This is a genomic window from Methylobacterium sp. J-070 (genome assembly GCF_022829385.1).
Classification (GTDB): Bacteria; Pseudomonadota; Alphaproteobacteria; order Rhizobiales; family Beijerinckiaceae; genus Methylobacterium.
Genome location: NZ_JAKSXX010000110.1, coordinates 68,213 through 91,064 on the forward strand (window position 1 = coordinate 68,213; position 22,852 = coordinate 91,064).

Sequence of the window (22,852 nt, forward strand, 5' to 3'; positions counted from 1 at the left end):
CGTGGATGCGCGCAGGGCGGCCGCGTCGGCCGGCGCGGCGCGCGCCGCCGGGGCCGGCGCCCCGGGCAGGAGGCGGGCATAGGCCTGGGGCAGGGAAGGGGCGATCATGGGCGGCACTCGCTGAGGTGCTGGCGCGCCGGGCGCGCAGGGACGGGGTCCGGACAGGCCGCGCCGCGGGTCGCGGCGTAGAGGTCGAGATAGGCGGCCGCGACCGCGGCCGGATCGGTTTCCGCGCGGATCACGGCGGCCCGGTCGAGCCCCTCCGCGAGCCGGCCGGGTTCGGCGACGATCCGGGCCATGGCGGCCGCGAGCGCGGGGGCGTCGCCGGGCGGCACGAGCCAGGGGCCGTATCCGACCTGCTCGCCGATCCCGCCGACGGCCGTGCCGATCACCGGCACGCCCCGGCCATAGGCTTCCGCCACCGTCCGGCCGAAGGGCTCCGGCCAGACCGGGGGGACCACGAGACAGTCGATGCCGTCCAGGAAGGCGTCGCGCTCGGCGTAGCCCACGAAGGACACCGGCAGCCCATCTGCCAGGGCGCGGTAGCGGTCGAGTCCGTCCACGGCCCGGCCGGCGACGGCGAGCCGCCAGCCCTGCGCCGGCAGCCTCCGGCAGGCGTCGAGCAGCACGTCGCTGCCCTTGGAAGGCTCGATGCGGCCGAGATACCCGAACGTCACCGGCGCGCCGGGCGCGCGCGGAGGTCGGTTCGGCGGCGGCCCCGGGGGGATCGGGTTCCAGATCACCCGGCGCAGCGCCGCCGGGACCGTGCCGAAGAAGCCGGCGTCGACGTGGCGGTCCAGGATGTCGGTGCCCACCGCGGCGACCGCCGTCACCGCCCGCTGGCAGTGCCGGTGCGGCCCCGCATAGACCCGGCACTTCAGGTGCTGCCCGGCGCAGGCCTCGCCGTGGCGCGCCATCGCGCCGTTGGTGCAGAGGCTGGTGAAGTCGTGCAGCGTATGCACCACCGGCACCCCGAGCCGCCGGAGCATCGGCCACACCCCCGGCGACAGCTCGGAGATCGAGTGCGTGTTCACGAGGTCGGGGGCGAAGTCCTTGACCGCGTCCGCCATCCGGGCGAGCGTGGACCGGTTCCACTGCGTCGCGAGCTTGTAGCGGAGGCGGTCGAGGCGCCCGCGCTCCGGCCAGTCGAGGATGTGGAACGGCGTCCCGTAGCCGCTCCGATAGACCGTGACGCCGTCCTGCAGGCGCGGCGCTTCGGCCTGGCGCGACGCGCAGGCGACCGCGACGGCGTGGCCGAGGCCGGCCTGGCTCCGCGCCAGGGTCTCGACCATCAGCTCGGCGCCGCCGACCTGCTCGGGCGGATAGAGCGAGCTAAGGTGCAGGATGCGCATGCGGCACCTCCCGGGCGTCGTTCGCGCCCGCGGCATCCCGGAGGGCGCCGAGGAGCAGGGCCTCGTAGCGGCGGGCGGTCTCGGCCCAGTCGTACCGGCGGGCATTGTCGTGACCGCGGGCGATCAACGCGCCCCGCAGGCCGGGCTCGTCGAGGAGGCGGCGCAGGCACGCGGCCAGGGCCGCGGCGTCGTCGGGATCGAAGGTCAGGGCGCCCGCGCCGGCGATCTCGGGGGTCGCCGACCGGTCCGAACAGACCACCGGGCAGCCGAGCGCCTGCGCCTCCAGCACCGGCAGGCAGAACCCCTCGGCGAAGGACGGCACGCACAGGCACAGGGCGCCCCGGTAGAGGTCGGCGAGCCGGCCGTCGCCGATCCGCGACAGGCGGGTCAGCCGGACCGGCGCGTCGCCGAGGGCGGCGGCGATCGCCTCGTCCGGGTCCTCGCCCACGTGAACGATGCCGAGCCCGGGACGCGCCAGCGTGGCCACGGCCCGGGCCAGCGTGGCGAAATTCTTGTTGTAGAGGGCGTTGCCGACCGCCAGCACGTAGGGCCCGGCGGGGAGCTCGGATCCGGGATCGGTCGCCGCGGGGTCGAGCATCGCCGCGGACGGCACGGTCTGAGTCCGATCCCGGAGGGAGGGATAGAAGCGGCCGAGGTCGTGCCGCGTCGTCTCCGAGACCGCGATGATCCGGGCGCTCTTCCCGAGGACCAGCCGGAAGATCGGATCCGTGGTCAGGGCCTCGCGGGTGCGAGCCCGGCCGGGCATCGTTCGGAAGTAGAGATCGTGGACCACGCTGACCCGCACGCGGCCGCCGAAGGCCGCGCCGTAGGGATCGACGTTCAGCACCACGTCGATGGCCAGGGCCCGGCACAGCCGTGGGACGGTGATGGCCTGCCGCAGGACGTCGAGGAGCATGACCCGCGGACGCGGCACCGTGACGACCGCGATCCGGTCGCGGATCGACGCGGGCAGCTGTTCACGGGTCCAGGGCGAGCGCAGAACCACCGAGACCGTGCCGCGCTCGATCAGCCCGGCCATGACCCGGAAGGCGACGAGGGCGACCCCCGAGGGCCGGCCGGCATGCTGGCTGGGCATGTTCACGAGGACGCGCGGCATGGCGACTCTGACGGCTCCGATCGTTGCGCGGGACCGCTCGGCGAGCGATCGGTCGGGAGGGATCGCCGGCCCGTCAGGCGCGGGCGGCGACGTGGTTGATGAGCGTGGCGAGATCGCGCTGCATCCGGGCCGCCCCGTAGCGGGACAGCGCCCGGTCCCGGGCGAGGCGGGTGCGCGCGGCGACCGCGCCCGGCTTCGCGAGCAGCTCCGCGAGGGCGGCGGCGAGGCGATCCGGCTGCCGCGGCGGCACGAGGGTGCCGGCCGCGCCGCCGTCGAGGATCTCCGCGGAGGCCCCCGCATCGGTGGCGACCACCGGCACGCCGGCCAGCATCGCCTCGACGAGGGTCCGGCCGAACGGCTCGGGGTCGATCGAGGGGTGCACCACCGCGTCCACCGCCTGCATCAGCCTGGGCACGTCCCCGCGCTGGCCGAGGAACAGCACCCGGTCCGCCACGCCGCGCGCGGCTGCGAGGTCCCGCAGGTGCGCCGCGTACGCGTCCTCGCCGAAAAGCGGCGCGCCGACCACGATGCAGCGGACATCGGGCAGCCGCGCCAGTGCCTCGATCACCACATCCTGCCCCTTCCAGGGCGCGAGGCGACTGAACACGCCGATGAGCGGCCCGGCGGGTAGGCCGAGCTCCGCCCGCAACGCTTCGGGCGTGCGGGGATCGCGGTCGAGGTCGAGGCCGTTCGGCACGAGCGTCACCAGGGACGGCCGCCCGCCGGCCTGCCAGAACGCGTCCGCGGCGGCCTGCGACGGCACGATCACCCGGGCCGCGCAGAGGTTGGCGAGGCGCGCCTGCAGCGTGCGCTGGGCCCAGCCGAAATGCGCGCCGTCGAGGATGTCGTGGAGGTGCCAGATGATCGGGCGCCCGACGATCCGTGCGGGGATCGCCGCCAGCAGGAACGCCTTCTGCGAGTTGGCGTAGACGACGTCGCAGGCGCGGGCGGCGCGCGCCAGCTCGAGGGCCAGGCCGCCGAGCCGGCCGAGCATCGGAAGGGCACGCAGGGGCGACGCGTCCCGGCGCAGGCCCGACAGTCCGGTGCCCCGGCGCGCCAGGCGGATCTCCAGGCCCAGGCCCCGCAGGACGTCGGTGAAGGCGCCATCCTCGAACAGGAAGGCGGTCGAGCCGGGCCAGGGGCGGACCGCGTCGCGCAGGACGAGTTCCGCCCCCGACATCGTGCCGGTGTGGCTCACGAACAGGACGCGGGGACGGGCGCCGTGCCCGGGCCGAGCGACGCGGCTTCCGTCCACGGTTGCCCGCTCGGAGAGCGCCTCGGCCGGCAGAACGCCGGTCATCGGACCGCCTCGGCGCGGCGGGGCTCGGGAAGCGGCATCACGTCGTAGGTCGATTGCCGGCCCGGCCTGACCATCGTCATGGCGATGCCGAGCACGACGCCGCCCGCCCGGCGCAGGTTCGCCACGGTCTCGACGATGTCCGAGAGCTGCGAGCGGCCGTAGCGCGCGCAGCAGAGCACGCCGTCCACGTGGCGGGCGAGCAGCGAGGCGTCCATCAGAAGGCTCGTCGGCGGCGTGTCGAACAGGACGAGGTCGTAGCGGCGGCTCCAGGCGATGAAGTCGACCATGCGGTCGCTCATCAGCAGCTCGGTCGAATCCGCGGTCGGCGTCCCGGCCGGGATCACGTCGAAGCGGCCGGCCGAGACGACGGCCTCCGCCGGGCCGACTTCCCCGCGGAGCACCCCGCCAAGTCCCGGGCTCCGCCCGAGGCCGAGGGACGCCTCGAAGTTCGGCCGGCGCAGGTCGCACTCGACCAGGAGCACGCGGCGTCCGTTGGCGGCGCCGATGCCGGCCATCGCGAAGGCCGTGAAGGACTTGCCCTCGCGGGGCTTCGACGAGGTGACCAGGATGGCCCGGGAGGCGCTTCCCCCCGCCAGGACGAGATGGGCGTGCAGGTTGCGCAGCACCGTCTGCATCGTCGGGTCGACCCGTGCCCGCGCCAGGGCCTCGGACAGCCGGAGTTCCCGCGGGCGATCGGCGAGCCGGCCGACGAGCCCCGGAGCTTCCAGGCACGGCAGCTGGGCGAAGACCGGGGCGCCGGTGCCGGCCATCAGCTGCGCCGAGGTGCGGACCCGCCGGTCGGTGACGTCGCGCAGCAGCGCCGCCGCCGCCGCCAGCACCCCCGCGAGGACGATCCCGCCGCCGATGAACGGTACCGCCTTGGGCGAGAACGGCTCCTGCGGCAGCTCGGCGAGGCTGACCAGCCGCGTGCTTCCGGTGAGGATGCGCCGCTCGGTCTCCAGCTCGCCCGTCCGCTTCACCAGATCGGCGTAGCGGTTGCGCTTGATCTCGGCGTTGCGCACCATGCCCTCGATCGAGGCCTCGTCGTCCATGGCGGCCGCCGCCTCGGTCTTGGCGGTCTCGAGCTGCGCGCGCAGCGCCTTGGCGAGCGTGCTCGACGCCTCGAAGGTTTTCCGAAGGCCCTGCGCGACGTTGCCGATCTCCTGCTCGATGCGCGCGCGCAGGCTCGCCCGCTCGGTCATCAGCGCCTTGATCGCCGGGTGGTTGGCGCCGAGAAGGGTGCTCTGGTTGGCGAGCTGCGCGCTGACGCCGCTGAGCTGCTGCTTGAGCGCCCCGATGGTCGGGCTGGCGAGCACCGCGGGGGCGCTCTCGTAGCCGCCGGCCCCCTTGTTCTCGATCTCGCCCAGGCGTGCGGCGGCGTCCGCCTTCGCGGCCTCGGCGTTGGCGAGCTGATGGCTGATGTTGGTGAGGCGCTCGGCGCTGATCGGCGCGCTGGCGCCCTTCAGCAGCCCCTTGCGCCGCCGGAAGGTCTGGATCCGGGTCTCGTCCGCGCGGATCGACTCGTCGAGCTGGTTGATCTCGGTGTGCAGCCAATCGGCCGCGGCCTTACGGCTCGAGGCCTGGGCCTCGCGCTGGTCCTCCAGGAAGGCGTTGATCAGCGCGTTGGCCATCGTCTGCGCCGTCTCGGGCAGGGGCGACCTGTAGCCGATGGTGATGATGCGCGACCGGCCGGAGCTGGTGACCGCGTAGCGCTTCTGCAGATACTCCACGAGGGCGTCGCGGTCCGTCGTGAGCTTCACGCAGGCCGCGGCCTTCTTCTCGGTGATCCGCTCGGGTCGGCCGCCCGTGGCGGCATAGCGGCACTCGGCCAGCACGTGGGCGGCGAGGCCGTCCTCGATCGCGAGGCGCAGCAGCCGGGGGGAGCGGATCACCAGGATCTGGCTCTCGATGTCGGCGGGGTCGCCGATCTTCTGGATCCAGGCCATCGAGGCGTTGTGGGCGCCGGGTTCGGCCTCCGCCACGATCACCGAGCCGCTCGCCACGTATTGCGGCGGGATCAGCATCAGCGCGGTGACCGCGAGGCCGAGGACCAGCGCGAACACCGCGGCGAACAGGGTGCGGCGGCGCCAGATCCGGGCAAGGGGCGCGGCGAAGACCCCGCCGCGCTCCTTGTCCTGGGGGGCGGCTTGGTGCGGCACAACGCGGGCCGGCGACCGGTCGGCCAGATCGACAGTCACGAGCGACATGGACATGGTCCTCAGCCCACAGCTTCGAGGCGGGGAAGGATGCGCGGCCGGGTCTCGCAGGCGGCCCGGTGCAGGGCCATCTGCTCCTCCACGAAGCGCGAGAACCGCAGCCGGAACGTCTCGGCCGAGAACATCTCGGCCTGCGCCCGGCAGGCCTCGCGGGTGAAGTGGCCCTCCTGCTGGATGAACCGCCGCACGCAGGTCGCCACGGCCTCGGGCTCGGGCGCGTCGAAGAACATCCCGGTGCGCTGCGGTCCCCGCACCTGGACCGTCTCCCGCGCCCCTCCGCGGCCGAGCGCGAGCACCGGCGTGCCCTCCGAGGAGGCCTCCAGCACGATGATGCCGAAATCCTCCTCCGCGGCGAAGATGAAGGCGCGGGCGGTGGCCATGAGGTGGCGCAGCCCGTCGTCGGAGACGAAGCCGGCGAACGACACGTTGGGGCCGGCGATCTCCCGCAGATGCGTGGCGTCCGGACCGGTGCCGGCCACGACGAGCTGAAGGTCCGGAAGCAGCGCGAAGGCGCGCACCACCGCCTCGACGTTCTTGTAGGGAACGAGCCGGCTCGCGACGAGGAAGTGGTTCCCCCGCGGCCCGTCGAAGCGTTCGCTCGACAGCGTGATCGGCGGATGGATCACCTCCGAGCTGCGGCCGTAGACCTTCTTGATGCGCCGGGCCACGAAGGCCGAGTTGGCCACGATGGCGTTCGGTCCGGCCGCCGTGCGGAAGTCCCACACGCGCATCCGGTGCAGGACCAGGCGGGCGAGCACGCTCTTGATCCCGGCGTCGCAGCCGCTCTCCCGGAGGTAGGTGTGCTGCATGTCCCAGGCGTAGCGCATGGGCGAGTGGACGTAGGAGATGTGCAGCTGGTCGGGCCCGGTGAGGACACCCTTGGCCACCGCGTAGCTGCTGGAGATCACGAGGTCGTAGGCCGACAGGTCGAACTGCTCGATGGCGAGCGGCATCAGCGGCAGGTAGCTGCGGTGCCGCGTCCGCGCGAAGGGCATGCGCTGGAGGAAGCTGGTCTGGGCGTGCGCGTAGCCGAGGCGCACCCGATCCGCCTCCGGCAGGAAGTCGAACAGCGCGAACACGTCCGCGCCGGGATAGATCCTGAGCAACTGCTCCAGGACCCGCTCGGCGCCTCCGACCACATACAACCAGTCGTGTACAATCGCGACACGCATCGCAGCTTCCTCGTCGGTGCGCAGGGCCCGGTCGATCGCAGTTCGCCCTGCCGGTCTGACGTCGGCGGTGAGTGCACTACCCACTCGGCGACAGTAGAGCTCGCACACATAAAAAAGACGTCAATACGTAAGATGCAGTGCAGCGATAATATCCGGAAGTCGGGAAAAGCGCTTAGATAGAATTAATTCAATCTCAATGTTAACCTTAACTTCAATGCGTTCCGGCCCCGGCAACGCCTTGCCGGAGCCCGCGGCCCGGGGCGTGCGTTCGCGCAACTGGCCTCCGCGCCCGGCCGTGGAGAAACGCCCCCGTCCCGCGCGGCCGCGCCGATACGGGTCCGCGGCGCTGACCAGCTCAGGGTCGTTACTATCGCGTCAGAGCACCCGGTACGGGCGCCGCCGCCGGCCGCCGATCGAGGCGGCGGCGTAGAGCGGCGCTCAGCGGCGCCTCCACCTGCCGGTGGAGCAGGTCCCCGATCCATGCCGAGGCCGCGAACGCGGCCACTAGGATCAGCGCGAGCCGAACGGGGCCCGGAACCGGCAGCGACGAGGCCACCTTCGCGGTGGTGTGCAGCAGCAGATTGTGGACCAGATAGAACGCGTAGCTGGCATTGCCCTGCGCGAGCAGCCAGCGCGAGCGCAGCGTGAGGCCGGCCCGCTCCAGCAGCAGCATCGCGCCGACGATCAGGGCCGCGGCCGAACCCCAGACCAGGGGCCGGACAAAGCCGGCCGGTTCGGCCGCGACGTCGTAGAGATCGGCGGCAGCCTGGCCGCCGAGGACGAGCAGGCCGGCTGCCGCGACAGCCGCCCCCGCCACGCGCCGGGTCGGAAAGTCGGGGCCCGGGGCGGGGAGGCGCAGATAGGCGTAGCCGAGCCCGATGCCGGCGGCGAACTCAAGCACGATCGGTTTCGTGTAGAACGCCCAGTAGAGGCCTGGCAGGGGCAAAAGCCCGAGAAGCGCCAGCCCGAGGAAGATCGCCCCGGCGGCCAGCGCCCTCTGGGCCAGCGTCGGCACCAGCATCAGCCCGGCGAAGATAGTGTAGAAGAACATCTCGTAGTTGAGCGTCCAGCCGACCGAGACCAGCGGCTCGACGTAGCCGCCCCGCGAGAACGGCAGGAACAGCAACGACTGCACCAAGTATTCCGGCCGTAGTTCGACGATGCCGATGGGCTTCAGGCCGGTCATCGCGATGAGGGCGAGACCGACGGTGACGAGCCAGTAGACCGGCACCACGCGCACCGCCCGCCGCAGCAGGAACGCGCCGGCGCTCTCGCCGCGTCCTCGGGTGCTCACGAACATGATGAAGCCGGACAGGACGAAGAAGACGTCCACGCCAAAGGCGCCGAAGGTCAGGATATCCGGTTTCGGCAGGACCGGCCCCGCGTACTGGCCGAAATGCGTCAGGAATACGAGGTAGGCCGCGAGGGCACGCAGGATCTGCAGATTGTAAATCATGGCGCGCCGGCCGCTCGCGGGACATCGCCCGCCCGGTCCGGGCGAGGCGGGGCCACCATGGCGGATCCGGATCCGCCGAGTCACGAAATCTCGGGAATCTTCCTAAATGCAGTGTCCTCGCGGAGCCTGGATACCAGGCGATATCCCTCGGAGACGATCGATGTTCTCCACAAGTCCGGGCTGAAACAATCCGAATTTCTGATTGGAAAGTCATTGGAAAGGTACTGTCGCCCAATATGGGCTGGCTGGCGCGGTGCGGAGCGTCGCCCCTGGACCGTCATTCCAGCGGCGGGCACGGCCGGCGGATTTACTATTAACAAATAGACTATTTGACCTCCGGCTGCCCGGCTCAATAGTGTACGGATGACTGAACGTAGGAGTTCCGCCTTGGACATCACACAGGACATCCGCGAGGTTCTCGGATCGAATGAAGCTTTCGCCGGAAAAGCCGATCGGCTCTCCGAGGATGACAGCCTCTTCGACATGGGACTGGACTCCTTCGGCTCGGTGCAGCTGATGCTGGCGCTCGAGGAGCGGTTCGACGTCGAATTCCCCGACAGCCTCCTGAACCGCAAGTCGTTCGCGACGATCCGGGCGATCCGCGAGGCCGTCTCCACCCTGATCTGTCGGGACGCCGCATGACCACCCTGGCCGCGCGCGCCGATCGGGCGGCGGCGGTGGCGGCGTGCCACGCCGACGCCGTCGATCGCGAGGGCCGCTTCCCCGCGGAGGCGGTCGCCGCCCTGAAGGCCGAGCGCCTTCTGGGCCTTCAGATCCCGGGCCAGTTCGGCGGCGAGGGAGCCGGGCTGTCGCAGATCGCGGAGGTCTGCAGCACGCTCGGCCAGGCCTGCAGCGCGGCCGCGATGGTCTTCGCGATGCACCACATCAAGGTGTCGAGCCTCGTCACCCACGGCCTCGACAGCGCCTGGCACTGCCGGCTGATGGAGCGGATCGCCCGCGAGCAGCTGCTCGTGGCGTCCTCGACCACGGAAGCCGGCATCGGCGGCGACCTGCGCAACAGCCTCTGCGCGGTGGAGACCAGCGGCGAGGTCTTCGCCCTCGGCAAGGACGCGTCGGTGATCTCCTACGGCGCACAGGCCGACCTGATCCTCGCGACCGCCCGGCGCCACCCGGAGGCGGCGACGTCCGATCAGGTGCTCGTGGCGCTCATGGCCGACCAGATCTCGCTGGTCCGCACGGGCGACTGGGACACGCTGGGCATGCGGGGCACGTGCAGCGACGGTTTCCGGCTGGAAGCCCGGGACGTGCCCGTCGAGCAGATCCTGCCGAAGCCCTTCGCGGAGATCGCGGCCCAGTCGATGCTGGCCTCGTCCCACCTGCTGTGGAGCAGCGTCTGGTACGGGATCGCGAGCTACGCCGTCGACCGCGCCCGCGCCTTCGTGCAGGCCGAGGCGCGCCGCCGGCCCGGCCAGGTCCCGCCCACGGCCCTGCGCCTGGCCGAGGTCTCCAACGCTCACCAGGCGATGCGCGGCACGATCGTGGCGGCGCTGCGCCGCTTCGAGGACGCGCACGGCGACGCCGACACGATCGGCTCCCTCGGCTTCTGCGTGATGCTCAACAACCTGAAGGTCACCGTCTCCGACATGGCCGTCGACATCGTGCGGCGCGCGCTGTCGATCGTCGGGCTCGCCGGATACAAGAACGACACGCCCTTCAGCCTGGGCCGACCGCTGCGCGACGTCCTCTCGGCGCCGCTGATGATCGGCAACGACCGCATCCTCGCCAACACCGCCAAGCTCCTGCTCGTGCAGAAGAGCAGCGGCCAGCTCATGAGCGCGTGATGGAATCCTTCTCCTCCCCCACCGTCGAAGTCCTGCCCGACGAGGAGCCGGCCGGTGGTCCGACCTTCCTGGACCGGCTGTTCGACCACGGTCTGCTGATCCGCACCGGGGTCGACGGCCTCTACGGCCGCAGCGGTGCGTTCGAGAGCGTCGTCGAGGCCCTCGACCGGCTGATCACCCGCCTGGGCGCGGCGGACGGCGCCGAGGTGATGCGCTTCCCGCCCGGCATGAGCCGACCGGCCTTCGAGCGGAGCGGCTACCTCAAGGGCTTCCCGAACCTCGCGGGCACCGTCCACAGCTTCTGCGGTGATTCCGCGGGCCATGCCGAGATCCTCGCCTGCGTCGAGGCCGGGCGCGACTGGACGGGCCAGCAGGAGGCCACCGACGTCGTCTTGACGCCGGCCGCGTGCTACCCCCTCTATCCCGTCGCCGCCGCCCGCGGCGCGCTCCCCGCCGGGGGCCGGCTGTTCGACCTGCAATCCTACTGCTTCCGGCGCGAGCCCTCCCTCGAGCCGACCCGGATGCAGCTCTTCCGGATGCGCGAGTACGTCCGCATGGGCAGCCCCGAGCAGGTGCTGGCGTTCCGCGAATCCTGGCTCGAACGCGGCACGGCCATGATGCGCGACCTCGGCCTGCCGGTCGCCATCGACGCCGCCAACGACCCGTTCTTCGGGCGGGCCGGTCGGATGCTCGCCAACAACCAGCGGGCGCAAGGGCTCAAGTTCGAGCTGAACGTCCCGGTCAACAGCGTCGAGAAGCCGACCGCCTGCCTCAGCTTCAACTACCACCAGGACCATTTCGGCAGCACCTGGGAGCTGCGTCAGGCCGACGGCGAGGTCGCCCACACGGCCTGCGTGGGCTTCGGACTGGAGCGGATCACCCTGGCGCTGCTGCGCCACCACGGACTCGACCTCGCCGCCTGGCCCGAGGCCGTGCGCGCCGCGCTGTGGGGCTGAGGCGGTGACCGCCGCCCTCCGCCTTCCGCCGGGACTCGGGGCCGCGGGGGTCCACGTCCCGCATCGGCTCCACGATCCCGACCGGGATTGGCCGGAGACGAACTGCTACGTGGATCTCTGGATCGAGCTGCTGCACGGCCGCGGCCTCGCGCCGGAGGCCATGCTGGGCTTCACCCTGCGCCAGGATTTCGAGGGCGACCAGTTCACCTTCTTCAAGCCGCCGCCGGGCGACATCGAGCGTCTCTACGGCCTGGAGGTGCTGGAGCTGGCGGTCTATGCGGGGATCGAGGCGCAGGCCCTGATCCAGGCGAAGGCGGGCCGGCCCGTGCTGGTCGAGGTCGACGCCATCCACCTGCCCGACACGCACGGGACGACCTACGGCCGGGAGCACGCCAAGACGACGATCGGCATCCTGGCCCTCGATCCGGCTTCCGGCGAGCTCGACTACCTCCACAATGCGGGCCGCTTCCGGCTCTCGGGGGCCGATTATGCCGGGATCTTCGGCCCGTCGACGCTGCCTCCCTACGCCGAGTTCGTGAAGGCGGTGGCGCCGCCCCTGAGCCCGGCCGACCTGCCGGGCGCCGCCCGCGAGCTGCTGGTGCGGCACCGCGCCCGGGCGCCGCGGCGCAACCCGGTGCTGGCCTTCCGCGACGCCCTCGCGGCGACCGCCGGCGGTTTGGTCGTCCAGCCGCTCAGCGTGTTCCACGCCTACGCGTTCAACACGACGCGCCAGCTCGGTGCGAATTTCGAGATGCTGGCGAGCCACCTCGCCTGGCTCGAGGCGCAGGGCGCCGGCACCTTCGCGGCCGTCGCCGAGGTCGCCGCCGACCTGAGCCGGGAGGCGAAGGCCTTCCAGTTCCAGCTCGCCCGCGCCTTCCATCGCCGCAATGCCGACGGGTTGGCGCCCCGCCTCGACCGCTTGGCCGCGACCTACGAGCGCGTCTTCGCGTCGCTCGACCGGGCGCTGGTGCCCTAGGTCGAGCGATGGCCCGCATCCGCAGCGTCGAAGGCCGGGTGCCGCAGGCCCCGCCGGGGCCCTGGTGCCTGGCGATGACGCAGCCCGGGGCCTGCGCGGGCCCCGGCGACCTCGACCGGGTGACCGGCTGGATCCCGGCCTCCGTGCCCGGCACTGCCGCATCGGCCCTGCGTGCGGCCGGCCGCTGGACCGAGACGGCCCCCGAGCCGATCCACGACCGCGACGTCTGGTATCGGACCCGCCTCGCCGGCCCCGGACGGTTCCGCCTGCGCTTCGAGGGCCTGGCGACCCTGGCCGAAATCTGGCTCGACGGCGTGCCGGTCCTGACCTCCCGCTCGATGTTCGAGCCGCAGACCGTGGAGGCCGACCTCGGCGCGGAGGCCGATCTCGCCCTCTGCTTCCGGTCCCTGCGTGCGGAACTCGACCGCCCGGCCCGGCGCGGACGCTGGCGCCCGCGCATGATCACCCCCGGATCGCTGCGCCACGTGCGCACCAGCCTTCTCGGGTTCATGCCGGGCTGGTGCCCGGAGATCGATCTCGTCGGCCCCTACGGGCCTGTGACGCTGGAGGCCGTCCGTCCCGGACCCGCGGCGGCCGACCTGCGCGCCTCCCTCGACGGGGAGACCGGCCGTCTGGCTGCGCGCCTGCGGATCGACGGGGGCGCCTCCGCCGTCGTGCTCGTCTGCGGCGGGCGCGAAGCGCCGCTCGCCGAGATCGAGCCCGGTCTATTTTCGGGCGAACTGGCCCTCCCGGGCATCGCACCTTGGTGGCCGCACACCCATGGGACGCCGCATCTCCACCCGGTGTCGGCGCGCGTCGACGGCGCGCCGGTCGATCTCGGCCGGGTCGGTTTCCGGACCGTATCGCTGGCGCGGCCCTTCGAGGACGGCCTGTCGCTGGCGGTCAACGGCGTGCCGGTCTTCTGCCGCGGCGCCATCTGGACGCCGCCGGACCTCGTCGGGCTCGGTGCCGACGACACAAGTGCGCGGCTCGCCCGCGCCCGCGAGGCCGGGATGAACATGCTGCGCGTGCCCGGAACCACGCTCTACCCGGCGTCGGACGTCTTCGACCTGTGCGACGAACTCGGCATCCTGGTCTGGCAGGACCTGATGCTGGCGAATTTCGACTACCCGCACGACGATCCCGACTTCGCCGGCCGCCTGAGCCGCGAGGTGACGGCGTTCCTCGACCGCACGCAGACCGCGCCGTCGCTCAGCGTCCTCTGCGGCGGCAGCGAGGTCTGGCAGCAGGCCGCGATGCTCGGCGCCCCGCGCGCCGTCTGGGCCGATGCCTTCTGCGCGACGACGCTGCCGACGCTGGCGGCGGCGCTGCGCCCCGACCTCGTGGTGGTGCCCAATTCGCCGTCCGGCGGCGCGATGCCGTTCGGGCCCCGCGAGGGCTGCACCCATTACTTCGGCGTCGGCGCCTATCGCCGCCCCCTCGCGGATGCCCGCCGGGCGGAGGTGGGATTTGCCAGCGAGTGCCTCGCCTTCGCCAACCCGCCCGAGCCCGGGACCGCCGGTCCCGCGGGGCCGGGCGATCCGCGCTGGGCCGCCGGCATCCCCCGCGACCGGGGCGCCGAGTGGGATTTCGAGGACGTGCGCGACCACTATGTCGGCCTGCTCTACGGGGTCGATCCGGCCGCGCTGCGCGCCGGCGATCCGGAGCGCTACCTCGAACTCGGGCGCGCGGCCGTGGCCGAGGTGATGGAGGCGACCTTCGCGGAGTGGCGCAGGCCGCGTTCGCCGACGGCGGGGGGACTGGTCCTGTCCCTGAGCGACCTCGCGCCGGGGGCGGGCTGGGGCGTCCTCGACTGGACCGGGCGTCCGAAATCGGCCTGGTACGCCCTCAGGCGCGCGTTCCGCCCCGTGCAGCTCGCCATCACCGACGAGGGCCTCGACGGGCTGCACCTTCACGTCCTCAACGAGACGGACGCGGTCCGGGCGCTGACCCTGGAACTGACCCTGTGCGATGCCGGCGGCCGGGTCGCGGCCCGGGCCGAGCGGGGCCTCGTGCTCGACCCCCGGTCCGGTCTGACGCTGTCGTCCGCCGCGCTGCTCGGCCGGTTCCTCGACGCCGCCGACAGCTACCGGTTCGGACCGCGCATCCACGACGTCGCCCACGCCCGGCTGACCGGCCCGGACGGGGCAGTCGTCGCCGAGAGCTTCCACTTTCCCGGGGACGGCCCGATCGCCCGGGAGGCGGTGGGCCTGCGCGCCGAGGCCGTGGTGACGGCCGCCGGCCCCGGGCTGCGGATCGCTACGGAACGCCTCGCGCGCGGGGTGCAGGTAAACGTCCCCCAAGCGCAGCCCGACGACAATTACCTGCACCTCGCGCCGGGGACGACGCGGGTCATCGCCTTCCCGGGCTGTGCCCGGCTCCCGCGCGGCAGCGTCCGCGCGATCAACAGCAACGAGATCGTGGATTTCGGTCATGACGCGTGAGGTGAGACCCGAGACCCGGCGGTCCGGAAAGCCGTTCGAGCCCGCCCCGGTGACGTTCGACGGCCTGTTCGGCTGGTTCCATCCGGCGGTGGGGCGGCGCGGCGTGGTCCTCTGCGGGGCGCACGGATTCGAGCAGATGGCGGCCCACCGGCCCTGGCGGGCGCTGGCCGGCCAACTCGCGGCCGCGGGCTGCCCGACGCTGCGCTTCGACTACCCCGGGGAGGGCGACTCGGCCGATCCCGGAGCGGCGCGGGTCGGCGACTGCGTCGCGGCGATCCGCCGAGCCGTCCGCTGGCTGCGCGAGACGGCCGGGGTCGTCGAGGTCGTCCTCGTCGGCCTTCGCCTCGGTGCCACCTTCGCGGCGCTGGCGGCCGAGGCGGAACCGGTGGACCGCCTGGTCCTGCTGGCGCCGGTCGCCAGCGGCCGCGCCTACCTGCGCGAGATGCGGCTGCGCGCCCGGACGATCGACCGTCTGCCGGACGGCTCGGTCCCGCCGCAGGCGGCGGATCGTCTCGAAGTCGGCGGGTTTTGCCTGGAAGCCGCCTTCCTCGCCGACCTCGCCGACCTGAACCTCACGCGGATCGAGCGGCCTCCCGCGTCCCGCGTCCTGCTCCTCGCCCCCGACACCAAGGCGCTGGCCGCCCGCCTCGGCGCCCTCGGCTGCGCCGTGACCGCGGGACCGTTCCCGGGCCTCGCCCAGCTCGTCGGCGATCCGATCTTCGCGAGCGTCCCGGAGGCGGATTTCGGCCGCGTCGCGGCCTTCGCGGCGAAGGACATGGCGATGTCCGCGGCCTTCCCGCCGGTCCTGCCTCCGGCACGGCTGGCGGGATCCGACTGGGTGGAGGATTCGGTCCAGTCCGTCCCGGGCCTGTTCGGGATCCGGTGCGGGCCGCTCCGGCCGGGCTCCGCGGCCCCCGCGGTGCTCTTCGTGTCGACCGGCATGACGGTGCATTCCGGCTGGGGACGCCAGACCACGACCCTCGCCCGCAGCCTCGCGGCCGAAGGCGTCGTCTCCTTCCGCTTCGATCTGCGGGGAATCGGCGACAGCGAGGACCGGCCGGACGACCGCAGGCCGCTCTTCGCGCCGGACGGATACGCCGACATCGTCGCGCTCGTCGACCACGTCGCCGAGACGGGCGGTCCGCTCGTGCTGGTCGGCGGCTGCAGCGGCGCCTACGCGGCGTTCCACGCCCTCTGCCGGGACCCCCGCATCGACGGGGCACTCCTGATCAATCTCTACTGCTTCGATTGGGACCCGGATCAGGACCTCGACCGCGTCATCCGCCAGACCTTCGGAAGCGCCCACACCTACGCGGCGCTCCTCAAGCAGGGCGCGACGTGGCGACGCCTGCTGTCCGGGAAGATCGCCGTGCGGGCGATCGCCGGCGTCCTGGCCCGACGGGGCGCGGTTTCGGCGCTCCGGCGCGTCCGCCGGGTGTGGCAGCCCGGAGCCCGGGCCGGGTCCGTCGCCCGGCGCATCGCGGCACTCCGGCGCCGGGGTGCCGAGATCCGCCTGCTCTATAGCGCTGGCGATCCCGGCCTGGTCGCCGTGCGCCGGCATCTCGGACGCTTTCCCGGCCGGGCCGACGAACGCCTCGGCGCGCCGGTGATCGTGGTGCCGGGTGCCGATCACAACCTCGGCTCACCCGAGACGCAGGAACCCCTCGCGCGCGCCCTGCGCGACCTCCTCCACGCCGTGCGGCGCGCACCGGCGGCGCTGCCGGACGGGGCGCATCCCCTCGGCTCCGGGATCATGCTCGCCGCGGCGGGCTGGATGTGAGGCACGGCCTCCGCCGGGTGGGCCTCGCCCGGCCCGAGCGGAATCCGGTCAGGAGGCGGGCCGGCCGACGCGACCGCGGCACTGCCGACCCGCGCTCGCGCCCGGCCGGGCGTCGAAGACCGGAGAGGAAAGGCCCATGTTGAGCTATCTGTCGGACAGGCTGGTCGGCGCGACCCTGGCGATCCTGAACCTGCTCGCCCCCGTCGAGGTCCGCGTGCAGAAGGACCTCGTCTACGCCCCCGGCAGCCCGCATCGGGCCGACGTCTATCGGCCGGCCGCGGACGGGCCCCGCCCCATGGTGGTCTTCCTGTACGGCGGCGGATGGCGGTACGGGACCAAGGACGCGTTCGCCTATGTCGGCGCCGCCCTGGCGCGCAGGGGCTTCGTCACGGTCATCCCGGACTATCGTCACTTCCCGACCGCGGGCCTGTCGGACATCCTGTCCGACAGCGCCGCCGCGGTCTCCTGGGCCATCGCGAACGCCGGGGCCTTCGGGGCCGATCCCCACCGCGTCGTGGTGGCGGGACATTCGTCCGGCGCCTGGGCCGCCGCGATGCTGGGGCTGGACGGGACGTGGCTCGAGCAGGCCGGATCCAGCCCGGTCGCGCTTTCCGGTATCGTCGGCTTGTCGGGACCCTATGCGGTTTCGGCGCTGACCGACCCGTTGGACAAGGCTGTCTTCGCCGGCAGCGATCCCGCCCTGCAGCCGATCAACCATGCCGCAGGCGGACATCCCGCCATGCTGCTGCTCACGGGTGCGGCCGATCTGGACGTCAAGCCGTCCGGCACGGTGGCGCTGGCCGACCGACTGCGGGCTGCCCAGAACGACCCGGAGATGCACATCTACCCGGGCCTGGGTCACGCGCAGGTCGCGTGGTCGATCAGCTTCCCGTTCAGCCTGCAGGCCCCGGTCGCGGACGACATCGCGCGGTTCGTCGACGGTGCGCCCCCCGGACGATAGGGCATTCTCGGTTTGAATGGGATCACGCGCCTGACGGTCTGGGCGCGAATCCCCACCCAGCAAGGGGGAGGAGCGCGCGTCGCGCTTCGTGATCCGCAACGGATAGAAAACGCTCACGAGAGCGCCGTCCCGGAAAGCTTCCCGGCGACGGCTTCGGTGCGCGGCGCCCGACGTCCCGCTACTCACCGCCGGGGCGCCGCGCCCGGTCTCCGCGCGAGGGGCCTCGAACGAGAAAAGCCGCCTCGGCGAAGGCGGCTTCCACGATCGTGTCGGACCCTGTGGGGCCGGCGGTTACTTGATCTTGGTTTCCTTGAAGTCGACGTGCTTGCGCGCGACCGGGTCGTACTTGCGCATCGTCAGCTTCTCGGTCTGCGTGCGGGAGTTCTTCTTCGTGACGTAGAAGTAGCCGGTGTCGGCGGTGGAGACGAGCTTGATCTTGACGGTGACGGCCTTGGCCATGGCGCGGCGCTCCTGCAGGGTGCGGCATTCCGCGTGAGCGAAACGCAAATGGCCGGGAGGGCCCGGCCGAATACGGGCGGGTGAATGCCCGATCGGGCCGGGCAGGTCAAGAGCGGGCGCCCGCCCGTTCCGTGACGGCGAGCCACCCGGCGAAGGCCAGGAACAGGGCGAGCAGCGCCAGCGCGAAGCCGTGCGGCGGCACGAGGTCGAGCCCGCCGCCGATCACCGGCGGCCCCAGCATCAGGCCGACGTTGTAGAGCACCACGAAGGCCGCGTTGGCGCCCGCGAGGTCGCTCGGCCGCGTCCGGTCGCCCAGCATCGTGAGGCCGACCGTGTAGAGGGTGCCGGTGATGCCGCCCCAGACGAGGAGCAGCAGGCCGAACGCCACCGGGCTGCCGGCCGCCAGGGGGATCAGGGCCGAGCCGGCGGCGCCCGCCAGGCCCGCGCCGAGCAGCACCGCGCCGCGGTCGAGCCGGTCGGCGAGCCAGCCGAACGGGATCTGGAACAGCACGTTGCCGAGCGCGACCAGGCTGACGAGGCCGGCCGCGCCCTGGGCGTCGTAGCCGAGGCGCAGGCCGTAGAGCGGCAGGATCGCGAAGATGCCGGTCTCCACCGCCCCGTAGGCGAGGGCCGCCGCCAGCGCGCCGGGCGCCAGCCGGAGGTAGCCGCGGATGCCGAGCCCGGAGCCCGCCGCGATCGTCGGCGACAGGCCCCGCGCCATCGCGATCGGCAGCCCGCCCGCCAGCATGAGGATCGCCCCCGTGGCGTAGGGCGCCAGCCCCGTGGTCCCGACCAGCGCCAGGAGGAGCGGCCCGACCGCGAAACCCGCCGCCAGCACGGTGGCGTAGATGCCCATCACGAGACCGCGGCGCTCCGGCGGGGCGGCGGCGTTGATCCAGTACTCGGAGAGCACGAACAGCGCCCCGAGCGTCATCGAGAAGACGAAGCGCAGGGGGAACCACAGGGCGATGCCGGGCAGGAGCGGGAACAGCGCGAGGCTGATCGCTCCGACGACGAGCGCCAGACCGAGCAGCGGCGCGACGCCGATCCGCGCGGCGAGACGCGGCACGAACGGCACCGTGGCGATGCTGGCGATGCCCGCCACCGCGGTGTTCAGCCCGATCAGCGTGCTCGACGCGCCGCGTCGCTCCAGCTCGATCGACAGCAGGGGGATCGACAGGCTCAGCCCGATTCCCACCACGGTGACGCAGGTGATGGCGGCCGAGATCGCCGCCACATCCTCCGACCGGATCCCCCGCCGCGCGTCCCGCCCCAGTTCCTCCAGACGACTCACAGGGGGATTCGCTCGCGGCGGCCGTAGCGCTCGAAGTGAAAGGGGATCATCCGGTGGGGGGCGAAATCGGCGGCGATCTGCGCCTCCAGGTCGTCCAGGACGGCGCGGGTGATGTAGGGCAGGTCGAGCGCCCGCGCGGCGTCGAGCCGGACCCAGGCGAGTTCGGTGAACTCGGCGTCGGCGCTGACCCGCCCCGGCTCCTCGGCCGCCACCAGGCGCCGGTCGACGGCGAAGAAGCGCGTGTCGAAGCGGCGCACGCGCTTGGGCGGCGTGATCGCCCGGGCCACGAGATGGAGCGCTTCCAGATCCGGCAGGACACCGTGCCGGGCGAAGCCCTCCCAGCCCGCCGGAGCGTCCTCGGGGGCGCCGTGCTCGCGCGTGCCGAGCAGAAGGCCGGTCTCCTCGTAGGTCTCGCGGATGGCGGCGAGCGCGAGCGCCCGGCCGAGATGGTGCGGCGGCCGGGAGACCTGCCGGGTGAGCGCCGCCTCCGCGTAGTCGGGGAGCGCCCCGGCCACCGGCATGTGGCGGTCCCCGAGCTCGATCCGGCCGCCCGGAAAGACGAACTTCCCCGGCATGAAGGCGAGGTTGGGGTTGCGCCGGCCCATCAGCACCTTCGGGGCGCCCTTTCCGCGCCGGTCGAGCAGGATCAGGGTGGCGGCGTCCCGGGGGCGCAGGCGCGCCGCGGCGGGCTTCCGCTCAGGGGTGATCGCGATCTCCGATTCCTGCTGCGGCTCCGGCAAGGCGGGTCTCCTCCGGCCCCGGGACGGGGCGGGCCCCCGGTAACGTGGCGAAGCCTTGCATGCCAAGGGCGTATTGCAGCCCGACGACCGCGCCCTTCACCGGCTGGAGCAGCGCCAGGGCCATCGCCAGCGTGACCACCGGCCACACGCCCATCTCGACCCAGAGGGGTACCTCGTAGGCGTTCTCGGTCTCGAGGATCAGGTAGCCGACGATGTGGCCGACGATGAAGATCACCGCGTAGGGCGGCAGGTCGTCGGCCCGGTGGTGGTGCAGTTCCAGGCCGCAGACCTCGCAATCCGGCCGGACCTTGAGGAAGCGCCCAAAGATCCGGCCCTGCCCGCAATGCGGGCAGTGGCCGATGAAGCCCCGGGCCATCGCGGGAACGAGGCGGGTGCGCTGGGGGATCGCGTCGGCGGCCATGTCCAGGCTCTACACCGCTTGGTTCAGCGGCGCGAGCCGCGGTGACGCGACCCGGCGTTGCGAATGCCGGCGGGGCGACCGGGCGGCGCGGCCTTGAAGGGCCGGCCTTCGGACTTCGGACCCGGGCCGGTCCTCCGGGCGCCGGAGCGGGTCTTGCCCTCGCTGAGCAGCTCGAACCGGAGCGCGCCCGCCACCGGGGCGGCCTCGACCAGGCGGACCTCGACCCGGTCGCCGAGCCGGAACGTCTCGCCCGTCCGTTCGCCCACGAGGGCGTGGCGGCCCTCCTCGTGGCGGAAATAGTCGGCTCCGAGCTGCGAGATCGGCACGAACCCGTCGGCCCCGGTCCCGTCGAGCTTGATGAACAGGCCGGCCCGGGTCACGCCCGCGATCTGGCCCGCGAAGGTCGCCCCGACCTGGTCGGCGAGGTGGTGGGCGATCAGCCGGTCGATCGTCTCGCGCTCGGCCGCCATGGCGCGGCGCTCGGCCGCCGAGATCTGCTCGCCGATCTGCCCGAGTTCGCCGGCCGATATGTCGGGGCTGAGCCCGTCGGTGCCGAGCTTGCAGGCGGTGATCAGCGCCCGGTGGACGATCAGGTCGGCGTAGCGACGGATCGGCGAGGTGAAGTGGGCGTAGCGGCGCAGGTTCAGGCCGAAATGCCCGAGGTTGTCGGCGGCGTAGACGGCCTGCGCCTGGCTGCGCAGGATCACCTCGTTGAGGAAGACGCCGTGCTCGGTCTCGGCCGCCATGGCGAGGATGCGGTTGAACAGGGCCGGGCGCAGCGCCCCTTCCTTCGGCAGCTTGATGCCCACCGAGGCCAGGACCTCGCCCAGCGCCCGCATCTTCTCCTGGGCGGGCTCGTCGTGAACCCGGTAGATCAGCGGCTGGCGGGCCTGTTCGAGGGTCTCGGCGGAGGCGACGTTCGCCTGGATCATGAACTCCTCGATCAGCCGGTGCGCGTCGAGGCGCTCCGGCACGATCACCCGGTCCACCGCGCCCTCCGGGCTCAGGAGGACCTTGCGCTCGGGCAGGTCGAGGGCGAGGGGCCCGCGGCGGTCCCGGGCCGTGCGCAGGGCCGCGTAGGCCGCCCAGAGCGGGCGGAGCGCCGCCTCCAGAAGCGGCCCGGTGGTGGTGTCCGGCTGCCCGTCGATGGCGGCCTGCGCCTGCGCGTAGGCGAGCTTGGCGCGGGAGCGCATCATCACCCGGTGGAAGCCGTGGCGGCGCTTCTCGCCGTCCGCAGAGATGACCATGCGCACCGCGAGCGCCGGCCGGTCCTCGCCCTCGCGGAGCGAGCACAGGTCGTTCGAGATCCGCTCCGGCAGCATCGGCACCACCCGATCGGGGAAGTAGACCGAGTTGCCCCGCTCCAAGGCCTCGCGGTCGAGGCTCGAACCGGGGCGGACGTAGGCGGCCACGTCCGCGATGGCGACGGTGAGGATGAAGCCGCCCGGATTGGCCGGGTCGGGATCGGCCTCGGCCATGACGGCGTCGTCGTGGTCCTTGGCGTCCGGCGGGTCGATGGTCAGGAGCGGCCGGTCGCGCCAATCCTCCCGGCCCGCCAGGGCGGCCGCCTCGGCGGCATCCGCCTCGGCCAGGGTCGCCTCCGAGAAGACGTGCGGGATGTTGTGCAGGTGAAGCGCGATCAGGCTCACCGCCTTCTCGGAGCCCAGGGCGCCGAGCCGCTCCTTGATCCGGCCCCGCGGCAGGCCGAAGCGGGTCTCGCGCTCCAGGGAGACGCTGACGAGGTCGCCGTCGCGGGCCTGACCCTCCTCGCCGGGCGGGATCAGGATCTCGCGGCCCTGGGAGCGCTTCTCCACCGGCACGATCCGGCCGCCCTGCGCGCCGGTCCGGTAGACGCCGATCACCTCGGCCTTGTTCTTGCCGATGACCTTGACGACCCGTCCCGTATAGCCGCCCTCGACGTCGCGTTCGACGCGGATCAGGGCGCGGTCGCCGATCCCGGCGGCCGGGCGGCTGCCCTTGCGCGGGCCCCGCGGCTGGCCGAGCACGATGGCGGGCGGCTTGCCCGAGCCGGTCCATTCCACCGGAACCGCGAGGAAATCGCCGTGGCGGTCCCGGGAGCGGATGTCGGCCAGGACCACCGGGGGCAGATGGCCCGCCGGCGCGAGCCCGCCGCGCCCGCGGTCGAGGGCGCCCTCCGCCTCGATCTCCTTGAGGATGCGCTTCAGGTCGATCTTGGCGGCGCCCGTGATGCCGAACGCCTTGGCGATCTCCCGCTTGCCGACGCGCTCCTTCGATTCGGCCACGAAGGCGAGGATCTGCTCACGGGTGGGGAGGGGCGGGGGAGCGGCGGGTTCGGCCGCCTCTGCGCTGCTGCGTCGTGCCAAAAGGGGGTGCCGGAGGGTTCTCGGAGCGATGTGCGACCGCGCGGGCGCCGGACCGCTGATT

18 protein-coding genes are annotated in these 22,852 nt (G+C 72.8%); 7 read left to right on the forward strand and 11 right to left on the reverse strand.

The window, feature by feature from the left end; all coding sequences use genetic code 11:
* Window positions 1-104: 104 nt before the first annotated feature.
* The 6 genes from MKL01_RS08470 to MKL01_RS08495 all read right to left on the reverse strand — a co-directional run bounded on the left by MKL01_RS08470 (window position 105) and on the right by MKL01_RS08495 (window position 8,613).
* A complete protein-coding gene (locus MKL01_RS08470; RefSeq protein ID WP_243904772.1) occupies window positions 105-1,352 on the reverse strand; it encodes a glycosyltransferase family 4 protein in 1,248 nt (415 codons plus the stop codon).
* On the reverse strand, window positions 1,333-2,469 hold the full coding sequence (locus MKL01_RS08475; protein WP_243904773.1) for a glycosyltransferase family 4 protein: 1,137 nt from the start codon (window positions 2,467-2,469) through the stop codon (window positions 1,333-1,335). Before MKL01_RS08475 ends, MKL01_RS08470 begins: the two co-directional genes overlap by 20 nt.
* A gap of 73 nt (window positions 2,470-2,542) precedes the next feature.
* Window positions 2,543-3,769, reverse strand: a complete 1,227-nt coding sequence (locus MKL01_RS08480; protein ID WP_243904774.1) for a glycosyltransferase — start codon at window positions 3,767-3,769, stop codon at window positions 2,543-2,545.
* Entirely contained in the window at window positions 3,766-5,976 is a 2,211-nt protein-coding gene (locus MKL01_RS08485) for a GumC family protein (RefSeq protein WP_243904775.1), read from the reverse strand. Before MKL01_RS08485 ends, MKL01_RS08480 begins: the two co-directional genes overlap by 4 nt.
* Window positions 5,977-5,987: 11 nt before the next feature.
* Window positions 5,988-7,157, reverse strand: coding sequence for a glycosyltransferase (locus MKL01_RS08490; RefSeq protein WP_243904776.1), 1,170 nt, complete (start codon window positions 7,155-7,157; stop codon window positions 5,988-5,990).
* Between the two features lie 367 nt (window positions 7,158-7,524).
* The gene (locus MKL01_RS08495; RefSeq protein ID WP_243904777.1) at window positions 7,525-8,613 is read right to left on the reverse strand and encodes an acyltransferase family protein; all 1,089 of its coding nucleotides are present in this window, start codon (window positions 8,611-8,613) and stop codon (window positions 7,525-7,527) included.
* A gap of 387 nt (window positions 8,614-9,000) precedes the next feature.
* Between MKL01_RS08495 and MKL01_RS08500 the strand changes: the two genes are divergently transcribed.
* The 7 genes from MKL01_RS08500 to MKL01_RS08530 all read left to right on the forward strand — a co-directional run bounded on the left by MKL01_RS08500 (window position 9,001) and on the right by MKL01_RS08530 (window position 17,532).
* Complete coding sequence (locus tag MKL01_RS08500; RefSeq protein WP_243904778.1) at window positions 9,001-9,255, forward strand: acyl carrier protein; 255 nt, start codon at window positions 9,001-9,003, stop codon at window positions 9,253-9,255.
* Window positions 9,252-10,415: an acyl-CoA dehydrogenase family protein gene (locus tag MKL01_RS08505; RefSeq protein WP_243904779.1), complete on the forward strand. Its 1,164-nt coding sequence runs from the start codon at window positions 9,252-9,254 to the stop codon at window positions 10,413-10,415. Before MKL01_RS08500 ends, MKL01_RS08505 begins: the two co-directional genes overlap by 4 nt.
* A complete protein-coding gene (locus tag MKL01_RS08510; RefSeq protein ID WP_243904780.1) occupies window positions 10,415-11,371 on the forward strand; it encodes an amino acid--[acyl-carrier-protein] ligase in 957 nt (318 codons plus the stop codon). The genes MKL01_RS08505 and MKL01_RS08510 overlap by 1 nt, the downstream gene beginning before the upstream one ends.
* A 4-nt stretch (window positions 11,372-11,375) precedes the next feature.
* Window positions 11,376-12,347 carry a DUF1839 family protein gene (locus tag MKL01_RS08515; protein WP_243904781.1) on the forward strand — a complete coding sequence of 324 codons (972 nt, stop codon included), beginning with the start codon at window positions 11,376-11,378 and terminating at the stop codon, window positions 12,345-12,347.
* Window positions 12,348-12,355: 8 nt separating this feature from the next.
* Window positions 12,356-14,791 carry a glycosyl hydrolase 2 galactose-binding domain-containing protein gene (locus MKL01_RS08520; RefSeq protein WP_243904782.1) on the forward strand — a complete coding sequence of 812 codons (2,436 nt, stop codon included), beginning with the start codon at window positions 12,356-12,358 and terminating at the stop codon, window positions 14,789-14,791.
* Window positions 14,781-16,571 carry an alpha/beta fold hydrolase gene (locus MKL01_RS08525; protein ID WP_243904783.1) on the forward strand — a complete coding sequence of 597 codons (1,791 nt, stop codon included), beginning with the start codon at window positions 14,781-14,783 and terminating at the stop codon, window positions 16,569-16,571. Before MKL01_RS08520 ends, MKL01_RS08525 begins: the two co-directional genes overlap by 11 nt.
* A 136-nt stretch (window positions 16,572-16,707) precedes the next feature.
* Complete coding sequence (locus MKL01_RS08530) at window positions 16,708-17,532, forward strand: alpha/beta hydrolase (RefSeq protein WP_243904784.1); 825 nt, start codon at window positions 16,708-16,710, stop codon at window positions 17,530-17,532.
* A 291-nt stretch (window positions 17,533-17,823) separates the two neighbouring features.
* Here the strand turns inward: MKL01_RS08530 and rpmG are convergent, their stop codons facing one another.
* From rpmG to rnr, 5 genes are all read right to left on the reverse strand, one after another.
* Window positions 17,824-17,991, reverse strand: coding sequence for a 50S ribosomal protein L33 (rpmG, locus tag MKL01_RS08535; protein WP_020092568.1), 168 nt, complete (start codon window positions 17,989-17,991; stop codon window positions 17,824-17,826).
* A gap of 106 nt (window positions 17,992-18,097) precedes the next feature.
* Complete coding sequence (locus MKL01_RS08540) at window positions 18,098-19,285, reverse strand: MFS transporter (RefSeq protein WP_409566219.1); 1,188 nt, start codon at window positions 19,283-19,285, stop codon at window positions 18,098-18,100.
* Window positions 19,282-20,025: an NUDIX hydrolase gene (locus MKL01_RS08545; RefSeq protein ID WP_243904785.1), complete on the reverse strand. Its 744-nt coding sequence runs from the start codon at window positions 20,023-20,025 to the stop codon at window positions 19,282-19,284. The genes MKL01_RS08540 and MKL01_RS08545 overlap by 4 nt, the downstream gene beginning before the upstream one ends.
* A complete protein-coding gene (locus MKL01_RS08550; protein ID WP_243904786.1) occupies window positions 19,982-20,446 on the reverse strand; it encodes a DUF983 domain-containing protein in 465 nt (154 codons plus the stop codon). The genes MKL01_RS08545 and MKL01_RS08550 overlap by 44 nt, the downstream gene beginning before the upstream one ends.
* A gap of 23 nt (window positions 20,447-20,469) precedes the next feature.
* A complete protein-coding gene (rnr, locus tag MKL01_RS08555) occupies window positions 20,470-22,791 on the reverse strand; it encodes a ribonuclease R (protein ID WP_243904787.1) in 2,322 nt (773 codons plus the stop codon).
* Window positions 22,792-22,852 lie beyond the last annotated feature (61 nt).